Origin of the sequence: Rhizobium mongolense USDA 1844 (assembly GCF_000419765.1) — a bacterium.
Classification (GTDB): domain Bacteria; phylum Pseudomonadota; class Alphaproteobacteria; order Rhizobiales; family Rhizobiaceae; genus Rhizobium; species Rhizobium mongolense.
On sequence record NZ_ATTQ01000005.1, the window covers coordinates 1 to 23,516 of the forward strand.

Annotated in this window: 24 protein-coding genes and 1 pseudogene; 15 read left to right on the top strand and 10 right to left on the bottom strand. The window is 61.9% G+C overall.

The features are described from left to right. Together A3C3_RS41395 and A3C3_RS0110055 are read left to right on the top strand one after the other, a co-directional pair. A pseudogene (locus A3C3_RS41395) lies at positions 1 to 1,009 on the top strand (IS110 family RNA-guided transposase); the annotation flags it as partial. Between the two features lie 265 nt (positions 1,010 to 1,274). Continuing rightward, positions 1,275 to 1,613 carry a nuclear transport factor 2 family protein gene (locus tag A3C3_RS0110055; protein ID WP_022714473.1) on the top strand — a complete coding sequence of 113 codons (339 nt, stop codon included), beginning with the start codon at positions 1,275 to 1,277 and terminating at the stop codon, positions 1,611 to 1,613. A gap of 357 nt (positions 1,614 to 1,970) precedes the next feature. On the opposite strand, the gene A3C3_RS0110060 is transcribed toward A3C3_RS0110055, so the two are convergent. Next, a complete protein-coding gene (locus A3C3_RS0110060; RefSeq protein ID WP_022714474.1) occupies positions 1,971 to 2,702 on the bottom strand; it encodes a sulfite exporter TauE/SafE family protein in 732 nt (243 codons plus the stop codon). A 757-nt stretch (positions 2,703 to 3,459) separates the two neighbouring features. Here A3C3_RS0110060 and A3C3_RS45150 point away from each other — a divergent pair. Together A3C3_RS45150 and A3C3_RS0110075 are read left to right on the top strand one after the other, a co-directional pair. Then, complete coding sequence (locus A3C3_RS45150; protein WP_022714476.1) at positions 3,460 to 3,609, top strand: hypothetical protein; 150 nt, start codon at positions 3,460 to 3,462, stop codon at positions 3,607 to 3,609. A gap of 74 nt (positions 3,610 to 3,683) precedes the next feature. Continuing rightward, on the top strand, positions 3,684 to 4,004 hold the full coding sequence (locus A3C3_RS0110075; protein ID WP_022714477.1) for a GCG_CRPN prefix-to-repeats domain-containing protein: 321 nt from the start codon (positions 3,684 to 3,686) through the stop codon (positions 4,002 to 4,004). Between the two features lie 61 nt (positions 4,005 to 4,065). On the opposite strand, the gene A3C3_RS0110080 is transcribed toward A3C3_RS0110075, so the two are convergent. From A3C3_RS0110080 to A3C3_RS0110090, 3 genes are all read right to left on the bottom strand, one after another. Beyond that, a complete protein-coding gene (locus A3C3_RS0110080; protein WP_022714478.1) occupies positions 4,066 to 4,869 on the bottom strand; it encodes a COG3904 family protein in 804 nt (267 codons plus the stop codon). Then, positions 4,866 to 6,167, bottom strand: a complete 1,302-nt coding sequence (locus A3C3_RS0110085; protein WP_022714479.1) for a hypothetical protein — start codon at positions 6,165 to 6,167, stop codon at positions 4,866 to 4,868. The genes A3C3_RS0110080 and A3C3_RS0110085 overlap by 4 nt, the downstream gene beginning before the upstream one ends. Before the next feature lie 116 nt (positions 6,168 to 6,283). Then, positions 6,284 to 6,613, bottom strand: a complete 330-nt coding sequence (locus A3C3_RS0110090) for a hypothetical protein (RefSeq protein WP_028739543.1) — start codon at positions 6,611 to 6,613, stop codon at positions 6,284 to 6,286. A gap of 211 nt (positions 6,614 to 6,824) precedes the next feature. Here A3C3_RS0110090 and A3C3_RS0110095 point away from each other — a divergent pair, with 211 nt between their 5' ends. The 3 genes from A3C3_RS0110095 (at position 6,825) to A3C3_RS41400 (ending at position 8,747) form a co-directional block, all read left to right on the top strand. Next, positions 6,825 to 7,427 (top strand): superoxide dismutase, encoded by a 603-nt coding sequence (locus tag A3C3_RS0110095; protein WP_022714481.1) that lies wholly within the window; start codon positions 6,825 to 6,827, stop codon positions 7,425 to 7,427. A gap of 107 nt (positions 7,428 to 7,534) precedes the next feature. Then, complete coding sequence (locus tag A3C3_RS0110100) at positions 7,535 to 8,380, top strand: metallophosphoesterase (RefSeq protein ID WP_028739544.1); 846 nt, start codon at positions 7,535 to 7,537, stop codon at positions 8,378 to 8,380. A 76-nt stretch (positions 8,381 to 8,456) separates the two neighbouring features. After that, on the top strand, positions 8,457 to 8,747 hold the full coding sequence (locus A3C3_RS41400) for a hypothetical protein (RefSeq protein ID WP_145611885.1): 291 nt from the start codon (positions 8,457 to 8,459) through the stop codon (positions 8,745 to 8,747). A gap of 41 nt (positions 8,748 to 8,788) precedes the next feature. Here A3C3_RS41400 and A3C3_RS0110110 read toward each other — a convergent pair whose 3' ends face one another. Continuing rightward, positions 8,789 to 9,484, bottom strand: a complete 696-nt coding sequence (locus tag A3C3_RS0110110; protein ID WP_022714484.1) for a helix-turn-helix transcriptional regulator — start codon at positions 9,482 to 9,484, stop codon at positions 8,789 to 8,791. Between the two features lie 126 nt (positions 9,485 to 9,610). Between A3C3_RS0110110 and A3C3_RS0110115 the strand changes: the two genes are divergently transcribed. From A3C3_RS0110115 to A3C3_RS0110125, 3 genes are all read left to right on the top strand, one after another. Further along, positions 9,611 to 10,249, top strand: a complete 639-nt coding sequence (locus tag A3C3_RS0110115; RefSeq protein WP_022714485.1) for a LysE family translocator — start codon at positions 9,611 to 9,613, stop codon at positions 10,247 to 10,249. 310 nt (positions 10,250 to 10,559) lie between these two features. Beyond that, entirely contained in the window at positions 10,560 to 11,006 is a 447-nt protein-coding gene (locus A3C3_RS0110120; RefSeq protein WP_022714486.1) for a c-type cytochrome, read from the top strand. Positions 11,007 to 11,108: 102 nt separating this feature from the next. After that, positions 11,109 to 12,023, top strand: coding sequence for a cytochrome c (locus A3C3_RS0110125; protein WP_022714487.1), 915 nt, complete (start codon positions 11,109 to 11,111; stop codon positions 12,021 to 12,023). Between the two features lie 145 nt (positions 12,024 to 12,168). Here A3C3_RS0110125 and A3C3_RS0110130 read toward each other — a convergent pair whose 3' ends face one another. After that, entirely contained in the window at positions 12,169 to 12,747 is a 579-nt protein-coding gene (locus A3C3_RS0110130; protein ID WP_022714488.1) for a type 1 glutamine amidotransferase family protein, read from the bottom strand. 34 nt (positions 12,748 to 12,781) lie between these two features. Beyond that, entirely contained in the window at positions 12,782 to 13,276 is a 495-nt protein-coding gene (locus A3C3_RS0110135; protein WP_022714489.1) for a GNAT family N-acetyltransferase, read from the bottom strand. Between the two features lie 298 nt (positions 13,277 to 13,574). Between A3C3_RS0110135 and A3C3_RS38100 the strand changes: the two genes are divergently transcribed. The 4 genes from A3C3_RS38100 to bla all read left to right on the top strand — a co-directional run bounded on the left by A3C3_RS38100 (position 13,575) and on the right by bla (position 18,069). Continuing rightward, positions 13,575 to 15,404 (top strand): phospholipase D-like domain-containing protein, encoded by a 1,830-nt coding sequence (locus A3C3_RS38100; RefSeq protein WP_022714490.1) that lies wholly within the window; start codon positions 13,575 to 13,577, stop codon positions 15,402 to 15,404. Positions 15,405 to 15,845: 441 nt separating this feature from the next. Further along, complete coding sequence (gene dmeR / locus A3C3_RS0110145) at positions 15,846 to 16,118, top strand: Ni(II)/Co(II)-sensing transcriptional repressor DmeR (RefSeq protein ID WP_022714491.1); 273 nt, start codon at positions 15,846 to 15,848, stop codon at positions 16,116 to 16,118. Positions 16,119 to 16,138: 20 nt separating this feature from the next. Continuing rightward, positions 16,139 to 17,101 carry a CDF family Co(II)/Ni(II) efflux transporter DmeF gene (gene dmeF / locus A3C3_RS0110150; protein ID WP_022714492.1) on the top strand — a complete coding sequence of 321 codons (963 nt, stop codon included), beginning with the start codon at positions 16,139 to 16,141 and terminating at the stop codon, positions 17,099 to 17,101. Between the two features lie 77 nt (positions 17,102 to 17,178). Continuing rightward, the gene (gene bla, locus A3C3_RS0110155; protein WP_022714493.1) at positions 17,179 to 18,069 is read left to right on the top strand and encodes a class A beta-lactamase; all 891 of its coding nucleotides are present in this window, start codon (positions 17,179 to 17,181) and stop codon (positions 18,067 to 18,069) included. A gap of 69 nt (positions 18,070 to 18,138) precedes the next feature. On the opposite strand, the gene A3C3_RS45155 is transcribed toward bla, so the two are convergent. Next, positions 18,139 to 18,303 (bottom strand): hypothetical protein, encoded by a 165-nt coding sequence (locus tag A3C3_RS45155; protein ID WP_022714494.1) that lies wholly within the window; start codon positions 18,301 to 18,303, stop codon positions 18,139 to 18,141. 322 nt (positions 18,304 to 18,625) lie between these two features. Next, on the bottom strand, positions 18,626 to 20,965 hold the full coding sequence (locus tag A3C3_RS0110165) for a glucose/quinate/shikimate family membrane-bound PQQ-dependent dehydrogenase (protein WP_022714495.1): 2,340 nt from the start codon (positions 20,963 to 20,965) through the stop codon (positions 18,626 to 18,628). 468 nt (positions 20,966 to 21,433) lie between these two features. On the opposite strand from A3C3_RS0110165, the gene A3C3_RS0110170 reads away from it, so the two are divergent. Then, complete coding sequence (locus tag A3C3_RS0110170; RefSeq protein WP_022714496.1) at positions 21,434 to 21,937, top strand: GNAT family N-acetyltransferase; 504 nt, start codon at positions 21,434 to 21,436, stop codon at positions 21,935 to 21,937. A gap of 22 nt (positions 21,938 to 21,959) precedes the next feature. On the opposite strand, the gene A3C3_RS0110175 is transcribed toward A3C3_RS0110170, so the two are convergent. Continuing rightward, a complete protein-coding gene (locus A3C3_RS0110175) occupies positions 21,960 to 23,462 on the bottom strand; it encodes a protein adenylyltransferase SelO (RefSeq protein ID WP_022714497.1) in 1,503 nt (500 codons plus the stop codon). Positions 23,463 to 23,516: the final 54 nt, after the last annotated feature.

A 23,516-nucleotide genomic window follows, 5' to 3' on the forward strand; every position in this document is an offset into this window, starting at 1 on the left:
CTGGTGGTGCAGGACAGCAGCGGCAAGACGCTACGATCCGGCCGGGTGAAGAACGACCGCCAGTCTCTGGGTGGGTTTCTGGAACGCTACCGGGAGAATTCGCATGCGGTTGTCGAGGCGACCCGCAACTGGATGGTGATCTACGATTGGCTCGACGACATTTGTGATGATGTCGTTCTCGCCCATCCCTGGAAGGTCAAGGCCATTGCCGACGCCAAGATCAAGACCGACAAGATCGATGCGACGGTGCTGGCGCATCTGCTCAGAGCCGACCTGGTGCCGGAGGCCTGGGCGCCTGGAGAGCGAGCCCGCGAGCTGCGCGTCGCCCTGCGTGAGCGGATGTTTTACGTGCGGCTGCGGACGATGACGAAGAACCGTATCGTCACGGTGTTTGATCGTCATCCGGAGCAGACGGCGCAGCTGAAGAAGCTCGGCGACCTGTTCGGCAAGGCCGGCCGCCTCCAGCTGGCGCAGGTGAACGTGTCAGAGATCGACCGCATCCAGATCGATCGTGGCCTCGACTTCATCGGCGACATTGATGTGCGGATCAAGCAGTCGGAGGCGACGATCCGGGCGATGACCAAGACCAATGGCAGTGAAGCTGTTGAAGACGATCCCGGGCATCGGCGAGTTCTTCGCCCGGCTGATCGATGCCGAGATCGACGACCCATCGCGGTTTCGCAACCCGAAGAAGCTCGCCGCCTATGCCGGACTGGTGCCGTCGAGCTATTCCTCCGGCGGCAAGACCTTCCACGGCAAGATCATCAAGCAGGGCAACAAGTGGCTGCGCTGGGCTTTCGTCGAGGCGGTCGCCCCGGCCATCGCCAGCGATGCGCAGCTTCGCGCCCAATACGAGCATCTGAAGTGCAGAGGAGTGAACAAGGCGCGTGTTGCCATTGCGCGCAAGCTTTTGACGATCGCCTTCCAGATTCTGCGTGACCAGCGCGCTTACGAGCGGCGCGGCGAAAACACCATGGAAGGGACGTCGACGATATCCCGGTTGTCCTGATGGCCGTTTAGCGAGCTCGGCAGGACTGGGCTGCGCTCTTGAAGGAGAATGGGAAACCGGGAGCCGAACGCCACTCTGTGACCGAAGCCAGGAACGGCATCAGGTTACGAATTGGAGAATGACCGCAGGATGCAAACAACGCTGTCCAGCGGAGGGAGAGATTTAGCCGATCGGCAAAACAGCCGGTCAAAACACAACGGAACCCAAGGAAAAGCCGCCAGTTAAAGGCGTTTTGTCCCTTGTGTTCTTTCATTGGAGAACGGCGATGACCGCAACGACCCGCGAAGACACCGTCCGGGGCCTTTACAAAGCCTATGTCGAAGGCCGTAAGGATATCGTCCGCGGCATGCTGAGCGAGGATTTCACCTTCTCGAGCCCGCGTGACGATCATATCGACCGCAACGCCTATTTCGCCCGCTGCTGGCCGGAACCGCCGCCCTTTCGCGGCATGGAGATCGAATTCCTGGCGATCGACGGCGACGAGGCCGTCGTCCGCTACCGCGCCAAAAAAGCTGACGGCACCGCCTTCCGAAACATGGAGGCGCTGCGCTTCAAGGACGGCAAGCTTGCTTCGGTGGAGGTCTATTTCGGGCGTGATGTCTAATCGCATTTGCCTTGGGTCAAGGTGGACTGGCCAGTCGGCATCCTCGCCCGTGTTGCAGAACAGGCAACGCGGCGTAGACTGATTGATTGGAGCGGCCCTCAGCGGCAATGTTTTCTTCAGACCGGTCGGGTGCGGGAGCGAGTTGTATCCGCGGTCGCAAGGTACGGACGAGATAATCAACCTCGCCTGACTGGTAGCGCCGCGTCGACAGCCCGAGGCCCAACCGAGCGCGAAGTTCGGAAGTTTTCTATCACTGATCGAGCTAATTTCGACAAACAGCGACCCGTAGAAATCTTGGGGCACGCCGCCAAATCGGAAGTGCCGACCGTCGTGTAGCTGGTCATGCGCCATTCGTCCCTAGAAAAACCGGATCGCCGACGTCGAGATGATGACGAACGAGACAGCGATCATCAAGGGCCGCACCGGCAGGCGCTTGACGAGCATCGCGCCGAGCGGCGCGGCGATCACGCCGCCAACGATGAGGCCGACAGCCGAACGCAGTTCCGACCAGCCGAGCGTCAGAACGAAGGTAAGCGAGATGGTGAGCGTCACCGCGAATTCCGTAAGGCTGGTAGAGCCGATCACCTTCTTCGGATCGTGCCCGCGACTGACCAGCGTGCTGGTGACGATCGGCCCCCAACCGCCGCCGCCGATCGCATCGAGCACGCCGCCGCATAGCCCGGCCGGCGGCACGATCCAGTCCTTGACGTCGCGCGGCCAGCGCGGCTGGAATGCCTTGAAGAGGATGACGAGGCCGATGGCGATCAGATAGGCCGAAACGAAGGGCTCGATCGCCTTGCCTTCGACATTGGCGAGGATATAGGCTCCGACCGCCCCGCCGATCATCCCTGCAGGCGCCAGCCGCGCCACGAGTTTCCAGTCGACATTGCGGTGATAGACATGCGATGCGCCTGATGCTGCGGTCGTGAAAATCTCCGCCACATGTGTCATTGCGCTGGCATTGGCAACGGGCACGCCAAGTGCCAGCAGGCTCGTCGTCGAAAGCACCCCGAACGCCATGCCAAGCGCGCCATCGACGATTTGAGCGCAGAAGCCGACCAGCACGAAAAAGAAGAAATCGAGCGTCATCAAACTCCCCGAACTGGCGGCTTCGCAAGGGAACACGCAAAAGGCGAGAAAAGTTCCTTTCGCAGTGTCCGGCAATCGCTTGCTTCAGGCGCCAAGTTTCGCGCGATAACGCCTTTGTAGCAATGGAAGAAATCGTGCGTGGCTGAAGCGGTCGAAGTGTTCATCAAACGCTGGCAGGGCCAGGAAGGCGGCCAGCGGAGCGCTCTTCCTGACGGATCTTTGCGGTCCCGGGCCTGCCGCCTGCCGATCCCGCCTCCACGACCACGGAAGGCAACGGCCACGTCTTCCAAAGGGTCATGCGCGAAACCGTCCAGGAGGGCCTGGTCTTCAGTATGCGCATCGATCTTCGCAAGCGCGACTGCTTCATTCTCGAAGCCAAAAGAAGCTCGTCGATCCGCAGGATGCGCCGACGCTGCCGAGCGGCATCGCTTGAGGTCCCTGCCGCGGTCGCAAAGGCATTTGGCAAGGAGGGCGGACAGCCTTGGCTGCGGTTAACCCACGACCTGATGACCCCAGTCGCGTTGATTGCCGGTTCATCCCCGAGGGTTCCACCAGATCAAAGCTGCAATAGTTGCAGAAAATAGAAGGATGAGGCTCTCTTCACGCCGCGAGATGAGTTGCCTTGGCGCACGGATTCGACATTGTGGCAATTTGCTACAATATTTTGCGCTTAACCATATCGCTTAGGCTTTCGTTCATCCTCCCGCATCAGTTTGCGCCCCGGTGGCTGGGAACCAACCATTGAGGATCGGAAGCTATGACCCATGCACTCGTGCTTTTCTCGGCCGTAACCGCGATCGTCGTATCGATATCGGCGATCGGCAGTCAGCCGGCGCCGAACAATTCGAAATGGCCGGAAATCCATCCGGCGAAAACCTCGCGCGTTCTGCCCGCGCCTGAGCGTTGATGAACGGGCAGTTCATGATCGGTTCAGGACCGCACGGCTAAATCTCGCTTCGGCTGGATTTATGGAGACTCGCAATGAAGATTATCTCGCTGGCAGCAGCGCTCGTTATCGGAGGCCTTTCGGCAGTTTCCGCCGAAGCGATGCCGATGGCGCCGGCGCGTGCCGATACCGCCGCCCCGTCTGCGATCACGAAAGTCGATTATGCCTGCGGGCCCGGATGGCGCCTGAACCGCTGGGGCGAATGCCGCCCGCGCTTCTACCGTCCGCCGCCGCCGCGCTACTGGCATCGCCCGCCGCCACGTTGGGGCTGGGGTTGGGAGCGGCCGCACCATCGCCGCGACCGCGACTGGGGCCGCTACGACCGCTATGACCGCTACGAGCGCAGCAGTTTTTGAGCGGCGCAGCGATCGGTAAACGCTGAGATTGACGAAGCCGGGACGAAATGTCGCCCCGGCTTTATTTTGCTTTCCGCGTTGCCACCTTCTCCGGCGTCGTCGCTAGCGCGAATTTCTTGATTTCCTCCGGCGTCAGATAGTAGAGCCGGTCGGGTGGCGTCTCCATCGCATGCAGCCAGAGGCCGGGCTTGATGCCCATGTCGCCGAGATGGCGGGTGACGCCGGCGGTCGTGCGCTGCGCCTCCGACATGGCGCGCTCCGGCGAAAGCTTCTCCTTCGAGCCGTTGAAGACCTGGTGCACGCCGATGACGGCGCCGTCCTCGGCCTCGCGGGTCACGCCGCCGGCCATGATGATCGGGCAGGAGGAGGCGCAGAGCGCGCCGCTTGCCACCCTGGTACCGATCTTCCGTTCGCGAATGAGCTTCGACATCGCCAGCGCATCGCCGACGGCGCCGCCCGGCGAATCCAGAGAAACGGTCTTCACATATTCGCCGCGCGCGGCAATCTCCTGTTCGAAGCGGGCGGCAGCGCCGAGCTCGATTGCCCCCTGCGCCAGAAGCACACCGCCCGGCTGCAGCTCGAAACGGATCGGCTGCTTGAGCAGCTCGATGCTGGTCGTGATCTCGGAAGGTGGCGCTTGCGGTCCGCCCTCCGTCAGCGCCGGCGGCAGCACCGGCATGGTCTCCGGCTGTGCCGGATCGAAGCCCGGCAGCTCGGCATTGGCGGCGCTGATCTCGCGCCAGTCGATGACCGCAAGCACGATCGCTGCGGCAAGCAGGGCGTAAAAGGCGTGCCGTATCAGCGTGCCGTCATCTGTGGAAAGCACGTAATCCTTCAGCCGCTGCCCTGCCGTTTCCAGCCTCATACAGGCGGCCCCTTCCTCGGTCCCTTGCCGGAAAGATCGAAGCTCGCAATGTTCGATTGGTCCGGCGTTTCCGTTTTCTCTGCCTGAGTGAGCGCGGTTTCGAGATCGACGCCACGCTGCTGGACGGCCCGCTGAACCTCCAGCGCTTGCAGAAGCTCCGCCGCGGTGATCCGCTCCGCAAACGGCAGGCGCTGTTCCTGGCGCCGCAGCGTCGAGTGGACGATCGACAGCATGAAGACCAGCACCGCGGGCAGGATATCGATCGAGATTGCGCCGGCCCAGCTCGGGATGAAGTCCGAAGCATAGCGCAAAACCGCTTCGGCAGAGGATAGGGGCACGAACCGCCGCTCGGCGACCGGTTCGCGCGAAAGGATCTGGTCGGCTGCCTGCGACAGCACCTTGGATTGCGCCGCAACCGAGGAGCGGATCGTCTCCATAACCTGATCCTGCCGGTTGGCGAGATCGGCCTCGCGGCCGTCGGCGACGGGGGCGATGAAGCCGAGCGAAAGGTCTTCTGCCGCACGCTTCACCGAAGGGGCGATGGAGGTCTGCTCCAGCGAGGTGATGACGCCGGAAAGCCCGACGACTTCGGCGGCGAATTGGTCGGCGCGCGGATCGATCGCGCCGGGGGCCGATACCAGCGTACGCATCGTTTCCAGGTGCTTGCGGCCCTCGTCGAAGAGCGAGGTGACGCGTTCGCGCGAGGCATTGATGCCGTTTTCGAGTTCCGTCAGCTGCGAGGCCATCTGCGAGAGAAGCTGCACGACGCTGCCTGCGCCGGTCGTGCCCGTCAGCGCGCCGGTTTCCCGCTCCTGGTCGGCCAGCCGCTCGAAGCGTTCCTGCGTGCGCTGGATGTCCGGCAGCAGGCTCTGGGCCGCAAGCGCGTTCTGATGCGCCGTGTCGAGGTCGGCGGTGTAATCCTCCAGCGTCTCGGCAAGATGCTGTTCGAGTGCGGCCGATCCTGCAAGGGCAGCCGCATTCAGCCAGCTCGACATGGCGATGATCATCGCGCAGCCGAGCGCCATGACGCCGAGCATCGCGCCGCGTCCTGCCGCACCCGTCACATGCGGATAGAAGCGCGCCATATAGGTCCAGAAGGCATAGATCGCCACCGAGACCGCGCTGGAATAGATGAGGGCGGCGAAGAACACGGCCGTTGCCGAACCGTCGAGGATGCTGCGCACGCCGAGATAGGTGTAGACGCCCGACGCGAGCGCCAGAACGGCGAGCGCGAAACGCGTCATTGTTTCGACGGCGTCGATGCCGTCCTGCAGGCGATGGGATGCGCCGAGCGCCATGGGTTTCCTCCCGGTGGTATCCTCTTAACAAACCATTAAAATCCCGGCGAAAACAAGGCCCGCAAAAGCAGCGGACCGCTTAGCCGCAGGAGGTATGCCTGGGCAGGCGCCGCACCTTACTCTTCCGGCAGCAGGTTGAGCGTCTGCGTGTCCAGTTCGCTGCCGATTTCCGCGCCTTTCGATTGCTTGTCGTAGACACAGATATGGGTGACGAAGCCGTTGGCGCCTTTAGGCCTGCCGGTGACCAGCGCCAGCCCATAATGCGCGCTGCCGATCGGATCGACGACCGCCCTTGCATCCGCGATGGATGCGGCCGCCGCTTGCCTGCACTTGGCCTCCACATCCGCGGCAAATTCCTTCCATGCCTCGTCGGAGGAGGCGAGTGCACGACCTGCGGTCATAAAAAGGAGAATCGTTGCGGAAAGGCGGATATTATTCCTCTGCATCTTGGTTCCCTTGGGCGTGGTGTCTGCCGGAAGCGCGGTTACATGCCGATGATGGGCGATTTTTGTCACCGAAGCCAGGCCTGCAGGCGAGGCAAATTTTCCTCGGAGGCGGCCGATTTTTGATGTTTCCACCGTTGCCTCCCTACGTTTCCGCTCCTATGTTCCGCCTCACCTGCCGATCCCGCAATCTATTGCCAAGAGGAGATCTACAATGGCTTTCGAATTGCCCGCACTCCCGTACGACTACGAAGCTCTCGCACCTTTCATGTCGAAGGAGACGCTGGAGTTCCACCACGACAAGCACCACAAGGCTTACGTCGACAACGGCAACAAGCTGGCGGCTGAAGCAGGCCTGGCCGACCTCTCGCTCGAAGAGGTCGTAAAGAAGTCCTTCGGCACCAATGCCGGCCTCTTCAACAACGCGGCCCAGCACTACAACCACGTCCATTTCTGGAAGTGGATGAAGAAGGGCGGCGGCGGCAACAAGCTGCCGGGCAAGCTGGAGGCGGCCTTCAACTCCGACTTAGGCGGCTATGACAAGTTCAAGGCCGATTTCGCCAATGCCGGCGCAACACAGTTCGGCTCGGGCTGGGCCTGGGTTTCCGTCAAGAACGGCAAGCTCGAAATCTCCAAGACCCCGAACGGTGAAAACCCGCTCGTGCACGGCGCCACCCCGATCCTCGGCGTCGATGTCTGGGAGCATTCCTACTACATTGACTACCGCAACGCCCGCCCGAAGTACCTCGAAGCCTTCATCGACAGCCTGATCAACTGGGACTACGTCCTGGAGCGTTACGAAGCCGCCACCAAGTAAGGGGTCTATCGCGTTGAAATCCAGCACCCGGCGCCTTGAAACGCCGGGTGTTTTCGTTTTCGCTCCCTGTCACGGCCCTGTCATCCGTCGCTCCTAAAGCAACCGCCATGCCTTCCTCGGACACTCTCCTTTTTCGCTTCGGCATCATTGCCGACCCGCAATATGCAGCGATCGCGCCGAATGCCGCGATGGACCGCTATTATGCCAACAGCCTCGCGAAGCTCGCCGAAGCGATCGAGGTTTTCAACGGCGAGGAACTGAGCTTCGTGATGACGCTCGGCGATCTCATCGACGGGAGTTGGGAGAGCTTCGACGATATCCTGCCGGTCTACGAAAAGCTCCGCCACGAGAACCTCTTCCTGCTTGGCAATCACGATTTCGCGGTCCCTGCGGAGCATCTTGCCTCTGTTTCCGCACGCGTCGGTCTGGCGTCGCCCTATTACGCCTTCTCGTGCCGTGGCTGGCGTTTCGTCGTTTTGAACGGCAACGAAGTCAGCACGTCCGCGCCCCCGGAAGGACATCCATACCGCGAACTCGCAGCCGAGCGTCTGGCGGCGCTGGCGGCAACGGGCGCGATCAACGCCCATCGCTGGAATGCGTCACTGAGCGACGAGCAGTTCGCATGGTTTGCGGCCGAACTGGATGCGGCAGAAGCCGCCCGCCAGCGCGTGATCGTGATGAACCACTATCCGGTCTATCCGCCGAACGAGCACGACATGTGGGACCGCGAACGCATCATCGATCTCATCTCCGGCCATGACAACGCCGTTGCCTATTTCTGCGGCCACAACCACGTCGGCAACTACGGCAAGACCGGCGGCTGCCACTTCGTCAATTTCAAGGGCATGGTCGACTCCGAAACGGAAAACACCTTCGCCATCGTCGAAGTCTTCGAAGACCGCCTCGAAATCCGCGGTTTCGGCCGCGAGGAAAGCCGCACGCTGGTGCTGTAGAGCCGGCAACGGTTATCCGCCCAATGGATGCCCCTCCTGAAAAGTTAGGCATGAGACCCTTTAGGAGGCCATGCCGATGTTCCAGGCTCTTGAAATACTGACTGTTCTCATCGTCGCCGTCGCGATGGCATTGGCCCTTGCCCATGCGCTCGAGCTCCCGGGCAAGATGCGGCTGTCGAAGGAGCAGTACCTTGCCGGTGCAGCCCATCGACTATCCCGGCTTTATCTTCGGCGGTGTCGCCGAGCCGCTCTGCCTGATCATGATCCTGGCGCTGATCGTGCTGACGCCACCCTTCAGCGGCACCTACTGGCTGACCGCCGGTGCTCTCGTGGCGCTGCTCTGCTCGTTGCCGCCGTCGCCGCCTGACACATCGCCGGGCAGAGCCCTGCCACGTCTCAGCGTTAGGATCAGACGGCAAGCGGTCTTTCCGCCCAGCCGTTCATCCATTCTTCGCGCAATCCGTCGCCTTCGCCCCGGAAGAAGGCGCCGGCCGTTTCGCAATGCTCGACGCGGTCGCTGCGGAAATTGCGGATGGCCTGACGCAGTTCGCACCAGCCGACGATATTGGCGTAATGTGAATAGTAGATCAGCGCGATCGGGCGGATGGTGCGCTCCGTGGCGCGTCCCAGTTCGTCGCGGTAGTTAAGCGCCAGCTTCTGCTCGTCGCGGATCGCCCGGCGCACCATGCCGAGATCGAAGCCCGCAGGCGGCTGCGCAACGGTGCCCCAGGCAAAGAGCGCCTTGTTCTCCATCGCCTGGCGCAGCGGTACCGGCACCGCGCCTGCGATCTTCTGGTTCACCCGCTTTGCCGCCTGCTTCAGCTCCGCGTCGCCGGTTCGCTCCAAGAGCGCCAGCGACAACACGATCGCCTCCAACTCCTCGATAGAAAACATCAGCGGCGGCAGGTCGAAGCCGGGGCGCATGATATAGCCGATGCCGCGACCGCCCTCGATCGGCACGTGCATCGCCTGCAGTGCGGCGATATCACGATAGATGGAGCGCACCGTCACTTCCAGCGCGTCCGCCATCGCCTGCGCCGTCACCGGTTTCTTTGCCAACCGCAGGATCTGGATGATCTCAAAAAGGCGTGACGCCTTGCGCATTTTGCCGGTCTCCCCAAGGCTCCTGACAATACACTGTCAGTTGGGCTTTGGTATAGCACTGCCTATCGAATTGAAATCCAAGGCGGTCCGCCAAAATGGCCGCTGGCTCGAAGGCAGGCAACTGACATGACATACACGGAAAACCTCTGGCTCTACTTCACCCTTCTCTTCGGCATCATCATCGTGCCGGGCATGGACATGCTTTTCGTGCTCGCCAACTCCCTGACCGGCGGCAGGAGCCGCGGTATGGCGGCAACAGCAGGCATCATGGCGGGTGGCGCGGTGCATTCGCTCTACGGTGCAATCGGCGTTGGCATCCTCGCAAGCCTGCTGCCCTCGCTCTTCAACCCGCTGCTTTTTCTGGGCGCTGCCTACATGATCTGGATCGGCTTCACGCTGATCCGCAGCTCGATCACGGTGGATACGGTCGGCGAGGGGAGCCTGCGCTCCGGCTGGCGCGCCTTCCGGCAGGGCGCGATCACCTGCCTCATCAATCCGAAGGCCTACCTCTTCATGCTCGCTGTCTATCCGCAGTTCCTCAAACCCGTCTACGGGCCGATCTGGATGCAGGGCCTTATCATGGGCGCCATGACGCTCGCGACCCAATTCGCGATCTACGGCGCAGTGGCGCTCACCGCCTCGCGAAGCCGAACGCTGCTGATCTCCAATCCCGGCGCCACCATCATCGTCGGCCGCGCCGCCGGAGCACTGCTGATCGCCGTTTCGCTGCTGACTGCCTGGCATGGCTGGAAGGCGGTCGTGTGAGGAGCAGATAGGTAGCGAGACTTGACCGAGCGCATCTTATTGCTGTGCCTGTCACGGAAATCCAGCCACGGCGCAGACGCGCCGTGAATGACCCCTCCTTCTTCCAACGAGTCTCCCCGCGCCATGGACATGGTGCTGCTGGAACTTTTTGACAGGCACAGGGATGAGGATTGCGGGCGCATTACCCATTTTGAATTCCTTGTCATATCACCCACTTGTTACTTCGCGCCCCGTATAAATTTGCCATCATGCGGCCGCGAATGCCAGCGCCGGGCTCGGAGAGACCTCGGTATCGAAGAGGAGTGGACATATGAAATTCAAAACAATTGCGGCAGCTGTGGTCGTTGCCGGCATGGGGGTGACGGCGGTGTTCGCGCAGCAGGTGGGCACGCATGAAGCGCGCAAAGCGCTGATGAAGAAGGTCGGCGGCTCGGCCGGCGCCATGACGGCAATCGCCAAGGGCGAAAAGCCCTATGATGCCGAGGTGGTGAAGGCAGCGCTGACGACGATCTCTGAAACCGCCAAGGTCTTCCCCGACCAGTTCAAGCCGGGCACGGAAACCGGCGACAAGGCGGCGAGCCCGAAGATCTGGGAAAACATAGATGACTTCAAGGCGCGCGCCGCAAAGCTTAGTAGCGACGCCGAAAAGATCCTCGCGCAGCTTCCGGCCGACGCTGCCGGTGTCGGCGGCTCGTTGAAAACGCTCGGCGCTAATTGCGGCGGCTGTCATGAGAATTACCGCATAAAGACCGATTAAGCGGTAGCCGTCCCCATCCAAATCCATCGGTCCGCGCCTGCCTTGCCGCAGGTTTGGACCGGTTTATCTTAGACCGTTGCAGTCGCTGAAAAGGGGAGCGGCATGGTCCGCAGGTTCATCCGGTTTGTGCTCTGTCTTGTCGGCATTGTCGCCCTCGGCGGTGCGGCCTTTTATTTCGTCAGCGCGCCGAACCCGCTGCCGGAAAGCCATTGGGCCAATCTCGGCGCACCGGATGTGAAGAACGGCGAAACGGTGTTCTGGGCGGGCGGCTGCGTCGGCTGTCATGCCGCTCCCGGTTCCGAAGGCGATGCCAAGCTCACGCTATCCGGCGGTCTTGCGCTGAAGAGTCCCTTCGGCACTTTCCATGTTCCGAATATCTCGCCGGACGAGAAGGCGGGCATCGGCTCCTGGACGCTTGCCGAATTCGGCAATGCCATGAAGCGCGGCATCGCCCCCGGCGGCCAGCACCTCTATCCGTCCTTCCCCTATGGCTCCTATGCGCGCATGAGCGACAAGGACGTCAACGATCTTTTCGGCTACATCAAGACGTTGCCCAAAAGCGGCAAAGTCGCGCCGCCGCACCAACTGCCGTTCCCCTATGATATCCGCCTCGCACTTGGCGGCTGGAAGCTCCTCTATTTCAACGACGCGCCCCGTATCGTGCTCGCCAACGCCGACGACAAGTTGAAGCGTGGCCGGTATCTCGTCGAAGGCCCCGGCCATTGCGGCGAATGCCATACGCCGCGTGACGCGTTCGGCGGCTTCGAGCCGGATATGTGGCTCGCAGGCGCTCCGAATCCGGAAGGCCGTGGTCGTATCCCGAACATCACCCCGGGCTCCAAGGACATCAGTTCCTGGAGCGAGGCCGATATCACCAACTACCTCGAAACCGGCTTCACCCCGGACTTCGACACCGCCGGCGGCTCGATGGCCGAGGTCCAGCGGAGTCTCGCGCATCTGCCGAAAAGCGATCTCGAAGCGATCGCCGCCTATTTGAAGGCGGTGCCGAGCCGATGATGCTTGCAAAATGATGTTCCGCGTCGATCCCGAAATCCATGCACGCGCGCCAAAGGCCGCAGAGCTTGCGGCACGAGCCTCAACCAATGGGCGCAAGAGATAGGAGATACTGTCGAGAGCGGCCGGGAAGCCGGCCGCCTGAGCCTCACGCCGCCTTCGGCTGATGCTCCGCGCCAAACATTAAAAGATACTGGTCGAGATCCTCATTGCGGAAGTCGAGGGCCCGGTAGATTTCGGCGGCAAAGGTGGCCGGGGCGGAACCGGGGGCGGTGACCAGCATCCCGTCGCGCACCGCCGCCGGCGCGTCCTTGTAATGCGCATGTCCGGAATAGCCGGGCAGGTCGGCGATGAAACGCAAGGCATTGCTGGTATGCGCCGCATTGTTCAGCGCGCCCGCCTTGGCAAGCGCCAGCGTCGCGCCGCAGATCCCCGCAACCAGTTTGCCGCGGGCCATGAAATCGTCGATGACAGGCTTTAGATCCGGCGCCTTCTCGGTCTCCCAGATCATGCCGCCGCAAAGCACCAGGCCGTCGAAAGCCTCGGCCCGCAGCGCTTCGGCCGCTGTATCGGGCGTCACGCGCAGGCCGCCCATGGACCGCACCTCGGCACCACCGGGCGCCGCCGTCACCACGTCGAAGCCGAATTCGGTGCGGGCAGAAGCCGTCAGCTGCCCGACCTCCCAGTCCGCGAAAGCCTCCGTCAGAACCACAGCAAGCCGTGTCATATGTCTCTCCCTCGTCCGCTGGAGCGGCAGGCGCTCAAGCCAGCGCCTGCATATAGCGCATGCCGGTGACCGGGCGAGGGGTGAAGTCCATATGTTGGTAGAAACGGTGTGCCTGGATGTTTCCGGTCGCCGCACTCACCGAAAGGTAATCGCAGCCGGCATTCCTCGCGGTTTCGCGGGCGCGGTTGACGAGGTGCTGGCCGATGCCGTGGCCGCGATGGCCATCGCGCACGAAGAGGTGGTGCAGATCCATGCCACGCTTGCCTTCCTGCGCCCTGTAGAGCGGCACCAGGATGGCGTAACCGATCAGCCCGTCGCCGGTTTCGGCCACCAGCGCCGTGATCCACGGAACCTTGCCGAAAAGGTCGCGTTCCAGCTGCTCGGGCGTGGCGATCGCCGCATCACCGTGATGGGCGGCAAGCAGGGCGACCATCTCGTTGAGTGCCGGCAGGTCGCGCGGTTTTGCCGTGCGGATCGTCACCACCGAGGGGCGGATCAATGAAATTTCGCTGTCTTCGATTGCAATCATGGCCTTCGCGTCCTTGTTTGGTATTCTGCCGTCAGGACGCTGCCGATTACAACAAAGCCGCCTGACGGCGGCTTGTTGACAATATGATCTGTCCGGCCGCCCTTTACAGGTACAGCCAAAAATACGTGCTAGTGATGTGCGCGTTGTTGATCATGCGCGATAGATTCTCCAGAACGCGCGATTTGTCAATGGGGCGTCATTATCGTGGATACTATCTGTTAAGTTGTTTAGTGTGGCGCTGCAGCCTTATGTAGAAAATCCGATAAATTCCAGACGAACGCTTTTACGGAGGGGCATCATGCGTTTCGTTTCCAAGGAAGTTGAAGGATATCGCATTTTCGCGGTCACCGGTGTCAACACCGTCTCATTCGCCGTCGACTACCAAAATGCCGATACGAAAGGCCTGCTCGGTTTCGCGGTCGAGCGTTACGACCCCACGGAAAACCAGCGCTATTTCGTCTATGGCATGAAGGTCTTCGCAAGCGTCATCCCACAGCCGGACGAGAAAACGGTCGTCACGACCTACGATCACCCGGTGCAGAGTTTCGTCTGGGACGACTTCACGGCAAAGCCGGACCGCCGATACGAATATTTCTTCTATCCGCTGAAAGGCAAGCCCAAGAACCTCGACCGCAGCGCGCCGCCGGTGAAGATCGTCGTCAGGACTGAGCCGCTCTTTACGGAGCTTGAGCACGATATCTTCTTCAACCGCGGCGTTGCCAGCAGCCAGGCCTATCAACGCCGCTTCGGCAACGAAAAGCCTGACGATCTGCAGCCGGCGGAGAAGCGTCTTGAAGCGATGCAATGGCTGAGCCGCGACCTCGACGAGGCGCTTTTCAGGTTCATCGATCAGGCGCAGGCCGGCGACACGCTCCTCGGATGCTTCTACGAATTCCGCTATCTGCCGGTCGCCGAGCGCCTGAAGGCCGCCATCGATCGCGGCGTCGTGGTAAAACTCATCCTCGACGCGAAGATCAATGAACACACCGACAGCAAGGGCAAGTTCCATCCGAGCTTTCCGCGCGAGGACAACAAGGCTATGGTCAAAGACGCCGGGCTTCCGGCGACGGCGATTGCCCGCTGGCGGGAAAACAATCCGAACAACATCCAGCACAACAAGTTCCTGGTCCTGCTGAAAGGTGCTGCGCAGAAGCCGGCGGAAGTCTGGACAGGCTCGACCAACATGTCGCCGGGCGGCATCCACGGGCAGACGAATGTCGGCCATTGGGTGCGCAATGCGGATGTTGCTGCGGCCTTTGAGGCTTACTGGAAGACGCTCCAAAGCGATCCGGGCGCAGTTGAGGGAGAAACAAGAGCCGTATCCGATGCCAAGCGCAAGGCCTATCGCGACGCCGTGATGGGGCTGGCGCCGATTCCGGCGGACTGGGAGAATATTCCGAAAGGCGTATCAAGCGTCTTCAGTCCGCGGTCAGGAAGCAAGGTGCTCGACATGTATGTCGACGCGCTCGATTCCTCCACCGATTACGGCGGCATCACGCTTGCGTTCGGCATCGGCAAGAAATTCAAGACGGCGCTGGTCGACAACACGGAAGCAGAGATGCCGCAGCGCCCCGTGATCTTCCTGCTCTTGGAAAAGCAGGACAAGCCCAATCCCCGTGCCAACGATCCCTTCGTGCCGCTGAATGCGAAACACAACGTCTATCAGGCCTGGGGATCGTTCCTGCGCGATCCGGTCTACCAGTGGACGCGGGAAACCAATGCCCGGGCACTCGGGCTCAACCAGCATGTGGCTTACGTCCACTCGAAATTTCTGCTGAAGGACCCGCTCGGCGCCGACCCGATCGTCGTGTCCGGTTCGGCGAATTTTTCAGAAGCTTCGACCAATGACAACGACGAGAATATGCTGCTGATCCGCGGCAGCGAACGCGTGGCCGACATCTACTTCACCGAGTTCAACCGCCTCTTCAACCACTATTATTTCCGCTCGATCCAGGAGGTCATGGCCGGGCGGAGCGACGGCCAAGCGAATGCGTCGGCCGACACCAGTGCAAGCCTCTTCCTGGACGAGAGCGAGACCCAGGAGTGGCTGAAGAAATACAAGCCCGGCACGCTGCGCTGGAAGCGTGTGCAGGTGTTCACCAAGATGGCGGGTGCGGAGACGTTGTAGCGTTCCCAAGCCGCGGGCTCATCAAGCCGGGTGATGGGGGACGCAAGGAAAACCGACCCCATCACCCGCTCGTCCTTCGAGGCTGCGCCCTGCGGGCTTGCATCTCAGGATGAGGGCTCATCGCCGGTGCCCGCGGAGCGGCCCTCATGCTGAGATCCCCGAAATCGAAGGCGCAGGGCCTCGAAGGATCACCTCCTCGACGCCGCCTTGGCGGTATGGATCCGCTGAATGCGTGCCCTTTGCCACCAGCAAACCATCGCATACTCTCCTCATTCCTGTCACAAGGACATGAATGAGGGCGGGAATGATGAGGCAGCCCCCGGTCAGCAACGTGGTCTTTGCCGTTCCGCCCGTCGAACATCACACGGAAACCAAAGATACACTTCCCATTCGCGGCCGCCGCATATACTATACCCCCCTATACTAAAATGGTAACAGCCCTTGTCGCACACCAGCCGTCACAAGAAAAAGCTCATCGCCCGCGTCAGCCGCCTCAAGGGCCAGCTGGAAGCCGTCGAGCGCGCTTTGGAGGCCGAGCGCCCCTGTTCTGACATCCTGCAGCTGCTGGCCTCGATCCGCGGCGCGCTGAACGGGCTGACCGGCGAGGTGCTGGAAGATCACCTACACGAGCACGTGCTGAATGCGGCCGACGAGAAGGCCCGCGCCGAGGCGGTCGAGGAAATTTCGCAAGTGCTGCGGACCTACATCCGCTGAAGAGATCGAAGGAGCGCGCGATGACCACACAAACTCTGGAACACGACCATGTCTTCCTGGGTGCTGGCCACGAGCGCAACGAGCGTCGCGTCTGGTTTGTGATTGCGCTGACGGCGGTGATGATGGTCGTGGAAATCGGCGCCGGCACAATATTCGGCTCCATGGCGCTCGTCGCCGACGGATGGCACATGTCGACGCATGCCAGTGCGCTTCTGATCTCCGCCGTTGCCTATCTCTATGCCCGCAAGCAGGCCCGCAATCCGCGCTTTACCTTCGGCACCGGCAAGCTAGGCGATCTGGCGGGTTTTGCAAGCGCGATCATTCTCGCCATGATCGCACTGCTGATGGCCTGGGAGAGCGTCCTGCGCATCGCCAATCCGGTACCCATCAGCTTCGCCCAGGCGATCGGCGTCGCCGTCATCGGCCTTGCCGTCAATCTCGTCAGCGCCTGGCTGTTGAAGGATCACGGCCATCACCACGGGCACAGCCACCATCATCACCACGGCGATCATGCGCATCATGATCGCGGCGACCATCCCCACCACGGCGGGCCGATCGACAACAACATACGCGCCGCCTACACCCATGTCCTCGCCGATGCGCTGACCTCCGTGCTCGCGATTGCGGCCCTTTCCTTCGGCGGCCTTTATGGCTGGCTATGGCTCGATCCACTGATGGGCATCGTCGGCGGCTTCATCATCGCGCAATGGTCCTGGGGCCTGATGAAGTCCTCCGGCCGCGTGCTGCTCGATGCGGCGGCAGACGGCGAGGAGCTGCCAGGAGAAATCCGCAAGGTGATCGAAACCGACAGCGACCGCATCACGGACCTGCATGTCTGGCAGCTCGGCCCCGGCCATCACGCCGCGATCGTCGCCGTCGCGACGTCCGAGCCGCGCGAGCCTGCTTTCTACAAGGCGAAGCTCGAAAGCCTGGACGAGCTCTCGCACGTGACCGTCGAGGTCACGCAATTGCAGGCGACCTGATGACGCCGTAAAGGCGACGACAAGGCGCCACAATCGCGGCATAGCTCTTTGGCTGTTGATTCAGCCGGAGTGATTTCATGAATGATTTTTCAATCCATCGCCGCACGATCTTGAAGACGGCGATGCTCTTTCCCGCACTTTCCCTTGCCTCGTTCGCTGGCGCTTCCGAAACCGATGACGACATTGAACGCCGGTTGGCGGAGCTTGAAAAGCGCACCGGCGGCAGGCTCGGCATTTCCGTCATCGACACCGAAACAAAGGTCACGCTCGGCTATCGCGAGACCGAACGTTTCCCGATGTGTAGCACATTCAAGGTACTCGCCTCGGCCATGGTGCTTTCGCGCGTCGACAAGGGCGATGAGAATCTCGAGCGCCGCGTGATCTATAGCCAGGACAAGCTCGTCTCCTATTCGCCGGAAACGGAAAAACACGTCGGCGGGGAGGGGATGAGCGTCGGCGATCTTTGCAAGGCGGCGATTACGCTGAGCGACAATACCGCCGGCAATCTGTTGCTTGAAAGCGTCGCAGGCCCGAAGGCGCTCACCAAATGGCTGCGCTCGATCGGCGACCGCGCGACCCGCCTCGATCGCTGGGAGACGGCGCTGAACGAGGGCAAGAAAGGCGATCCGCGCGACACGACCACCCCGGACGCGATGCTCGACACGCTCGGCAACCTCGCGCTCGGTTCGGTGCTGTCCGAGCCCTCACGCGAAAAGCTGATCGAATGGATGCTGGCGAACACCACGGGCGATGCGCGTCTTCGCGCCGGTCTGCCGGGAGCCTGGAAGGTGGGCGACAAGACCGGCACGGGCGACAATGGGAGCGCTGCAGACATCGCCATCATCTGGCCGAAGGGCCGCGGGCCGATCCTTGTGACGGCCTATATCGCCGAGGCGACGGCGCCGGTGAAGGAGTTGAACCCCGTCTTTGCCGAAGTCGCGAAGATCGTCGCGGGCATGACGGGATAATCAGCAAATTCAAAAGCATGCGGCGGAGATGTGAATCTCCGCCGCATCGTCTTGAATCAGTTTGCGAACTTAGGCGGTCTGTTTGCGTTGGATGTCGGCCGCCTGAGACCCGGAAGCGGTGCGCTCGGTATCGTCTGCGCTGTCGATTCCGGGAAGCTCGCGCTTGATCGCCTCGGCAATCTGCTTTTCGCTTGCGTCGCGTCCTTCAGGCGGCATGGCGGCAAGACTCGGCATGGTGTTTCTTGGCGGCGAGATCGGCCTCGGTCTCCTCGGCAATCATCGTGTCGCCCGGCTGGCTGCATCGCCCACATGGTGCTGGAAATGGAAGGCGCCAGATAGCTCAGCTCAGTCCCCGCCGGTTATAGGGACTGAGAAGGCTTCAAACGCTTCCACCGATTTCCATGAACAGACACCCTTAAAGATTGTAGCAGACCGTGGGCGCCAAAACATGCACAAGGCTTGTGCTTCCATTTCAGGTTGTGCTTGAGGAGGCAGTGTTTAAATTTTGCGACTTGAAGTGGGAGCCGCATCCCAGCGGCACCAACCCCGGTAGCGCCTACGGCAGCGTATAAGCGATCACGTAATCGCCGGGCTTCGTCCCCACCGACCCATGGCCGCCGGCAACCATGACGACATATTGCTTGTTGTCGCTGGCCGTATAGGTCATCGGCGTTGCCTGACCGCCGGCTGGGAGACGCGCTTCCCAGAGCTGGTTGCCGTTGGTGGCGTCGTAGGCGCGCAGGTAGTTGTCGACGGCAGCGCCGAGGAAGGCGACGCCGCCCTTGGTGAGTATCGGCCCGCCGATACCCGGCACGCCGACCTTGAAGGGAAGCGGCAGCGGCGTCATGTCGTGCACGGTGCCGTTCTTGTGCATATAGGCGATCTTGCCGGTCCGGAGATCGACGCCCGCGACATAGCCCCATGGCGGCGCCTGGCAGGGGATTTGGAGCGGGCCGAGGAGCGGTCCCATGAACACGCCGTAAGGCGCCCCGTCATTGCGGTTCAGGCCCTGCTCGCTGCCCTTTTCGTCCTGTCCGCGCGGGGGAATCTCGGCGGCCGGAACGAGCCTTGAGGTGAAGGCGAGATAAGTCGGCATGCCGAACATGATCTGCCGCTCCGGATCGACCGCGACGCTGCCCCAATTGAAGGTGCCGAAATTGCCCGGATAGACGATTGTTCCCTCCACCGTAGGCGGCGTATAGCGGCCCTCGTATTTGTAGCGGTGAAAGGCGATGCGGCAGGCGAGCTGGTCGATGAGCGTAATCCCCCACATGTCCTTTTCCTTCAGCGGATCGGGCGAGAAGCTGAGGTCGGAGATCGGCTGCGTCGGCGCCGTATGGTCCTCGGGAATCGCGCCGCCGGGCGCCGGGATTTCCTTGAAGGGAATGATCGCCTGGCCGGTGCGCCGGTCGAGTACGTAGATGTCGCCCTGCTTCGTCGGGGCGACGAGAGCCGGAACGACGCTGCCGTCCGGCTTCGTCATGTCGAAGAGCACGGGCTGCGCCGGCACGTCCATATCCCAGAGGTCGTGGTGGACGAACTGCTGCACCCATTTCAACTGGCCCGTATTGATGTCGAGCGCCACGACGGAGGAGGAGAATTTTTCGACATTGGCGCTGCGGTCCATGCCGAGCTGGTCCGGCACCTGGTTGCCGAGCGGGATATAGACGGAGCCAAGCCCTTCATCGACACTGAAGACGGACCAGCTGTTCGGCGAGTTGGTGACGTAGGTCTGGCCTTCGGGCAGAGGTGCGGTCTGATCCGGATTGCCAGAATCCCAGTTCCAGAGAAGCGCGCCGGTGTTGATGTCGAAGGCTCGGATGACGCCGGATTGCTCCTGGGTCGAATAGTTGTCGTTGACGGCACCGCCGATGATGAGCTTGCCGGCGACCGCGACCGGCGGCGAGGTGGAGTAATAATAGCCGGCCGGGTTGTATTTCATGCCGGTCTCCAGATGCAGTACGCCCTTGTCGGCAAAGCTTTCGCAGATTTTGCCGTCGGCTGCATCGAGCGCGATCAGCCGCGCATCGGACGTCGGCAGATAGACCCGTGCGGCGCAGGGCTGGCCGGCCGCGACGGCCGGATCGGCATAGTAGGTGACGCCGCGGCAGGTCTGGTGCTGCCGGTCCGGGTTCATGCCGGAATTTGCGTCGTATTTCCATTTCTCCTTCCCGGTCTTGGCGTCGAGCGCGATCGCCCAGTTGTGCGGTGTGCAAAGATAGAGCGTGTCGCCGACTTTGAGCGGCGTCACCTGATAGGTCGTCTCGCCGATATCGTCGGGCCGCTTCACGTCGCCGGTCTGGTACTCCCAGGCGACCTTCAAATCCTTCACATTGTCCTTGTTGATCTGGTCGAGCGGCGAATAGCGCTGGCCGAAAGGCGTGCGGCCATATTGATGCCACTCGCCGTCTGGCACATTGCCGCCGAAGGGCGGCGCGGCCGCCACGACCTCGCTGGGAAGATCGCCGGCAAGATCATGCGGATCGGTAGTCATCGAATACCCGGCAACAAGAATGGCGATGATCACCGGCACGGCGAGCGGCCAGGGATTGGCAGGGTAGGGAAGGCCGCTCGGGCTCGAAAACCCGAGCGGCCTTCGGATCCACGGCGTCAATAGCCAAAGCCCGAGTAGAATGGTCAAGCCGCCGCGCGGCCCGAGCTGCCACCAGTCGAACCCGACTTCCCACACCGCCCAGATGAGCGCCACGGCAACCAGCACCGCATAGATCCAGAGCGCCATGGCCTTGCGCATGAAAAGCAACGCTGCGGTGATGAGGAACATCAACCCTGCAAACAAATAGAAGACGCTGCCGCCGAGCGTCACGAGCCACAGGCCGCCGCCGCTAAGAACCAGTCCGATGATAAGAAAAAGGATGGAAGTAATGACGATCGTCATAAAGCCGGTCTCCCGCTAAGGTGAGCTGGGCGTGGTGGGATGGGGACAATTCCGCCGAATCAGCGACTTAGGGCGAAGGGGCTGTCGTTCAATGGCCACATTTGGCGCAGGGAGGCATGGATGGACGGCCGCATCGCCTCGCATGCGACGCTCCTCGTAGTCCCCCATCCCCTCGTTCTCCATCATCCCTGTGCGTGTCGCAGAGATCCAGCAGCGCCATGTCCCTGGCGCAGGAGACTCCTTCTTGTAAGCGGGTCATTTCACGGCAGACTCGCTGTGGCTGGATCCTTGTGACAAGCATGGAAATGACAAAAGTGAGGGACACTCACGTTTCTCAAAAGCGGTCAGCAGTATCCGCTTCTTGGCCTCCCGTGCAGCGTGAAGCAAGCGCAAAACCCTGGCTTCCCGCTCGCAAGAATTACGCAGCCGTGGTATGCAATCGCATCATCGGATACACGGGACTATGCGATGATTTCTGTTTCCAGGGCGATTGGTGCGGCGGATTTTGAGATTGCCGCGGAATTCTGCGATGCACTCGCGGCATGGGATGCGGCCGAGGTGCAGGCCTATGGCGTCGCTCCGGAAGAAGTGCTGGCCATATACCACGGCGAAACGAGGAGCAGCCTGGCCGCGAAATACAGTTCGGCGGACGCCAAGATGTACATCGCCAGATGGGAGGGCTCGCCGGCGGGATGCCTGGCCTTCGCTCCATTCGATGACGCAACCATGGAGATTCGCAAGTTCTACGTCGATCCCGAATTCCGCGGCAAGGGCATCGGCAGTGCGCTGATGCGAGCGGTCCTGGCTGAAGTCGAAAAAGGTCATCGACGCACAATCGTGGCCCACACGACCGTTTATATGGAGAACGCGATCTCGGTCTACGAAGCCTTCGACTTCACACGCTGCCCGCCGTTCCGCCAGATGCCGGACAGCATCGCTCCTACCGAAGTCTTCATGTCGCGGCCGATCTGAACAGGCGCCGCGCAGAGAAAAATCACGTCCCGCAAAACGTCTGTAGCACCCGCTCTTCCGGCTTCGGCGGCTCCATGTAGGCTGCAAACATCGGCTGGTCGTCGTAGGGCTTGGAAAGAACCGTCAGCAGCGCCTCGAAGAGCGAGAAGTCGCCGTCCTCGGTCGCGGCGACGATCGCCTGCTCGATGCGGTGATTGCGCGGGATGAAGGCGGGGTTGACCTTGCGCATCGCCTCCGCGCGGTCGGCCGGTGATTGCGGATCGCGCGACAGCCGCTCGCGCCAGCGTGCCAGCCATTCGCCGCAGGCCCCCGGCTCGCGGAAGCTCGCGGTAAAGGCGGTCTCCGCCGCATCGTCGCCGGCAAGCGCGCAAAGCCGCCGGAAGGCCAGCGTGAAATCCGCCTTTCCGTCCTGCATCAGCGCCAGCAGCGACTGGATCAGGTCCAGATCGCCGTCCTCTTCGGAGACGAGGCCAATCTTGCGGCGCATGCCGGAAAGCCAATGCGCCTGGAACCGCTTGCCATAGTCCGTAATGACGTCGTTGGCGCGCTCGACGGCCTTGTCCTGATCCGCATCGATCAGTGGCAGCAGCGTCTCGCCGAGGCGCGCAAGGTTCCACTGGCCGATGCCAGGCTGGTTGGCATAGGCATAGCGACCGTGATGGTCGATCGAGGAGAAGACGGTTGCCGGATCATATGCATCCATGAAGGCACACGGCCCGAAGTCGATCGTCTCGCCGGAGACCGACATGTTGTCGGTATTCATCACGCCGTGGATGAAGCCGACATGCAACCAGCGGGCAATCAACGCCGCCTGCCGCTCGCAGACCGCTTGATAGAGCGCAAGATATGGGTTTTTGGCAGCCTTCAGCTCTGGATAGTGTCGTTCGATTACATAGTCGGCGAGCGCCTTGATGCCTTCGGCATCGCCGCGGGCCGCGAAGAACTGGAAGGTGCCGACGCGGATATGGCTTCCCGCAACGCGGGTGAAGACCGCACCCGGCAGCACCTCTTCGCGATAGACGGGCTGGCCGGTCGAAACTGCGGCGAGCGCCCGTGTCGCCGGAATACCGAGCGCATACATCGCCTCGCTGACGATATATTCGCGAAGCACCGGCCCGAGTGCTGCACGCCCGTCGCCGCGGCGTGAGAATGGTGTCTGTCCCGCACCCTTCAGCTGGATGTCCTGCCGCTTGCCGTTCCGGTCGATCACCTCGCCGAGCAGGATCGCGCGGCCATCGCCGAGCAGCGGCACGAAGCCGCCGAACTGGTGTCCGGCATAGGCCATGGCCAGTGGTTCGGCGCCTTCCGGCAGGAGATTGCCGGAAAAGATCGCGGCACCCTCGCGTCGCAGCAAATCCACATCGAGGCCCAGTTCGGCGGCGAGTTCCTCGTTCAGCTTGATCAGCCAGGGCTCCGCCGCCTGCGACGGGGCCTGCCGCGCAAAGAAATGCTGCGGCAACCGCGCATAGCTGTTGTCGAACGGAAAGGCGCGTACGGGCGCAGCTTTTTCAAGAACAGAAGTCATAGGCCATAGGTAGGGCCGCGCAGCTGCGCATGCAAGCTGCACGGCGGCGGACAC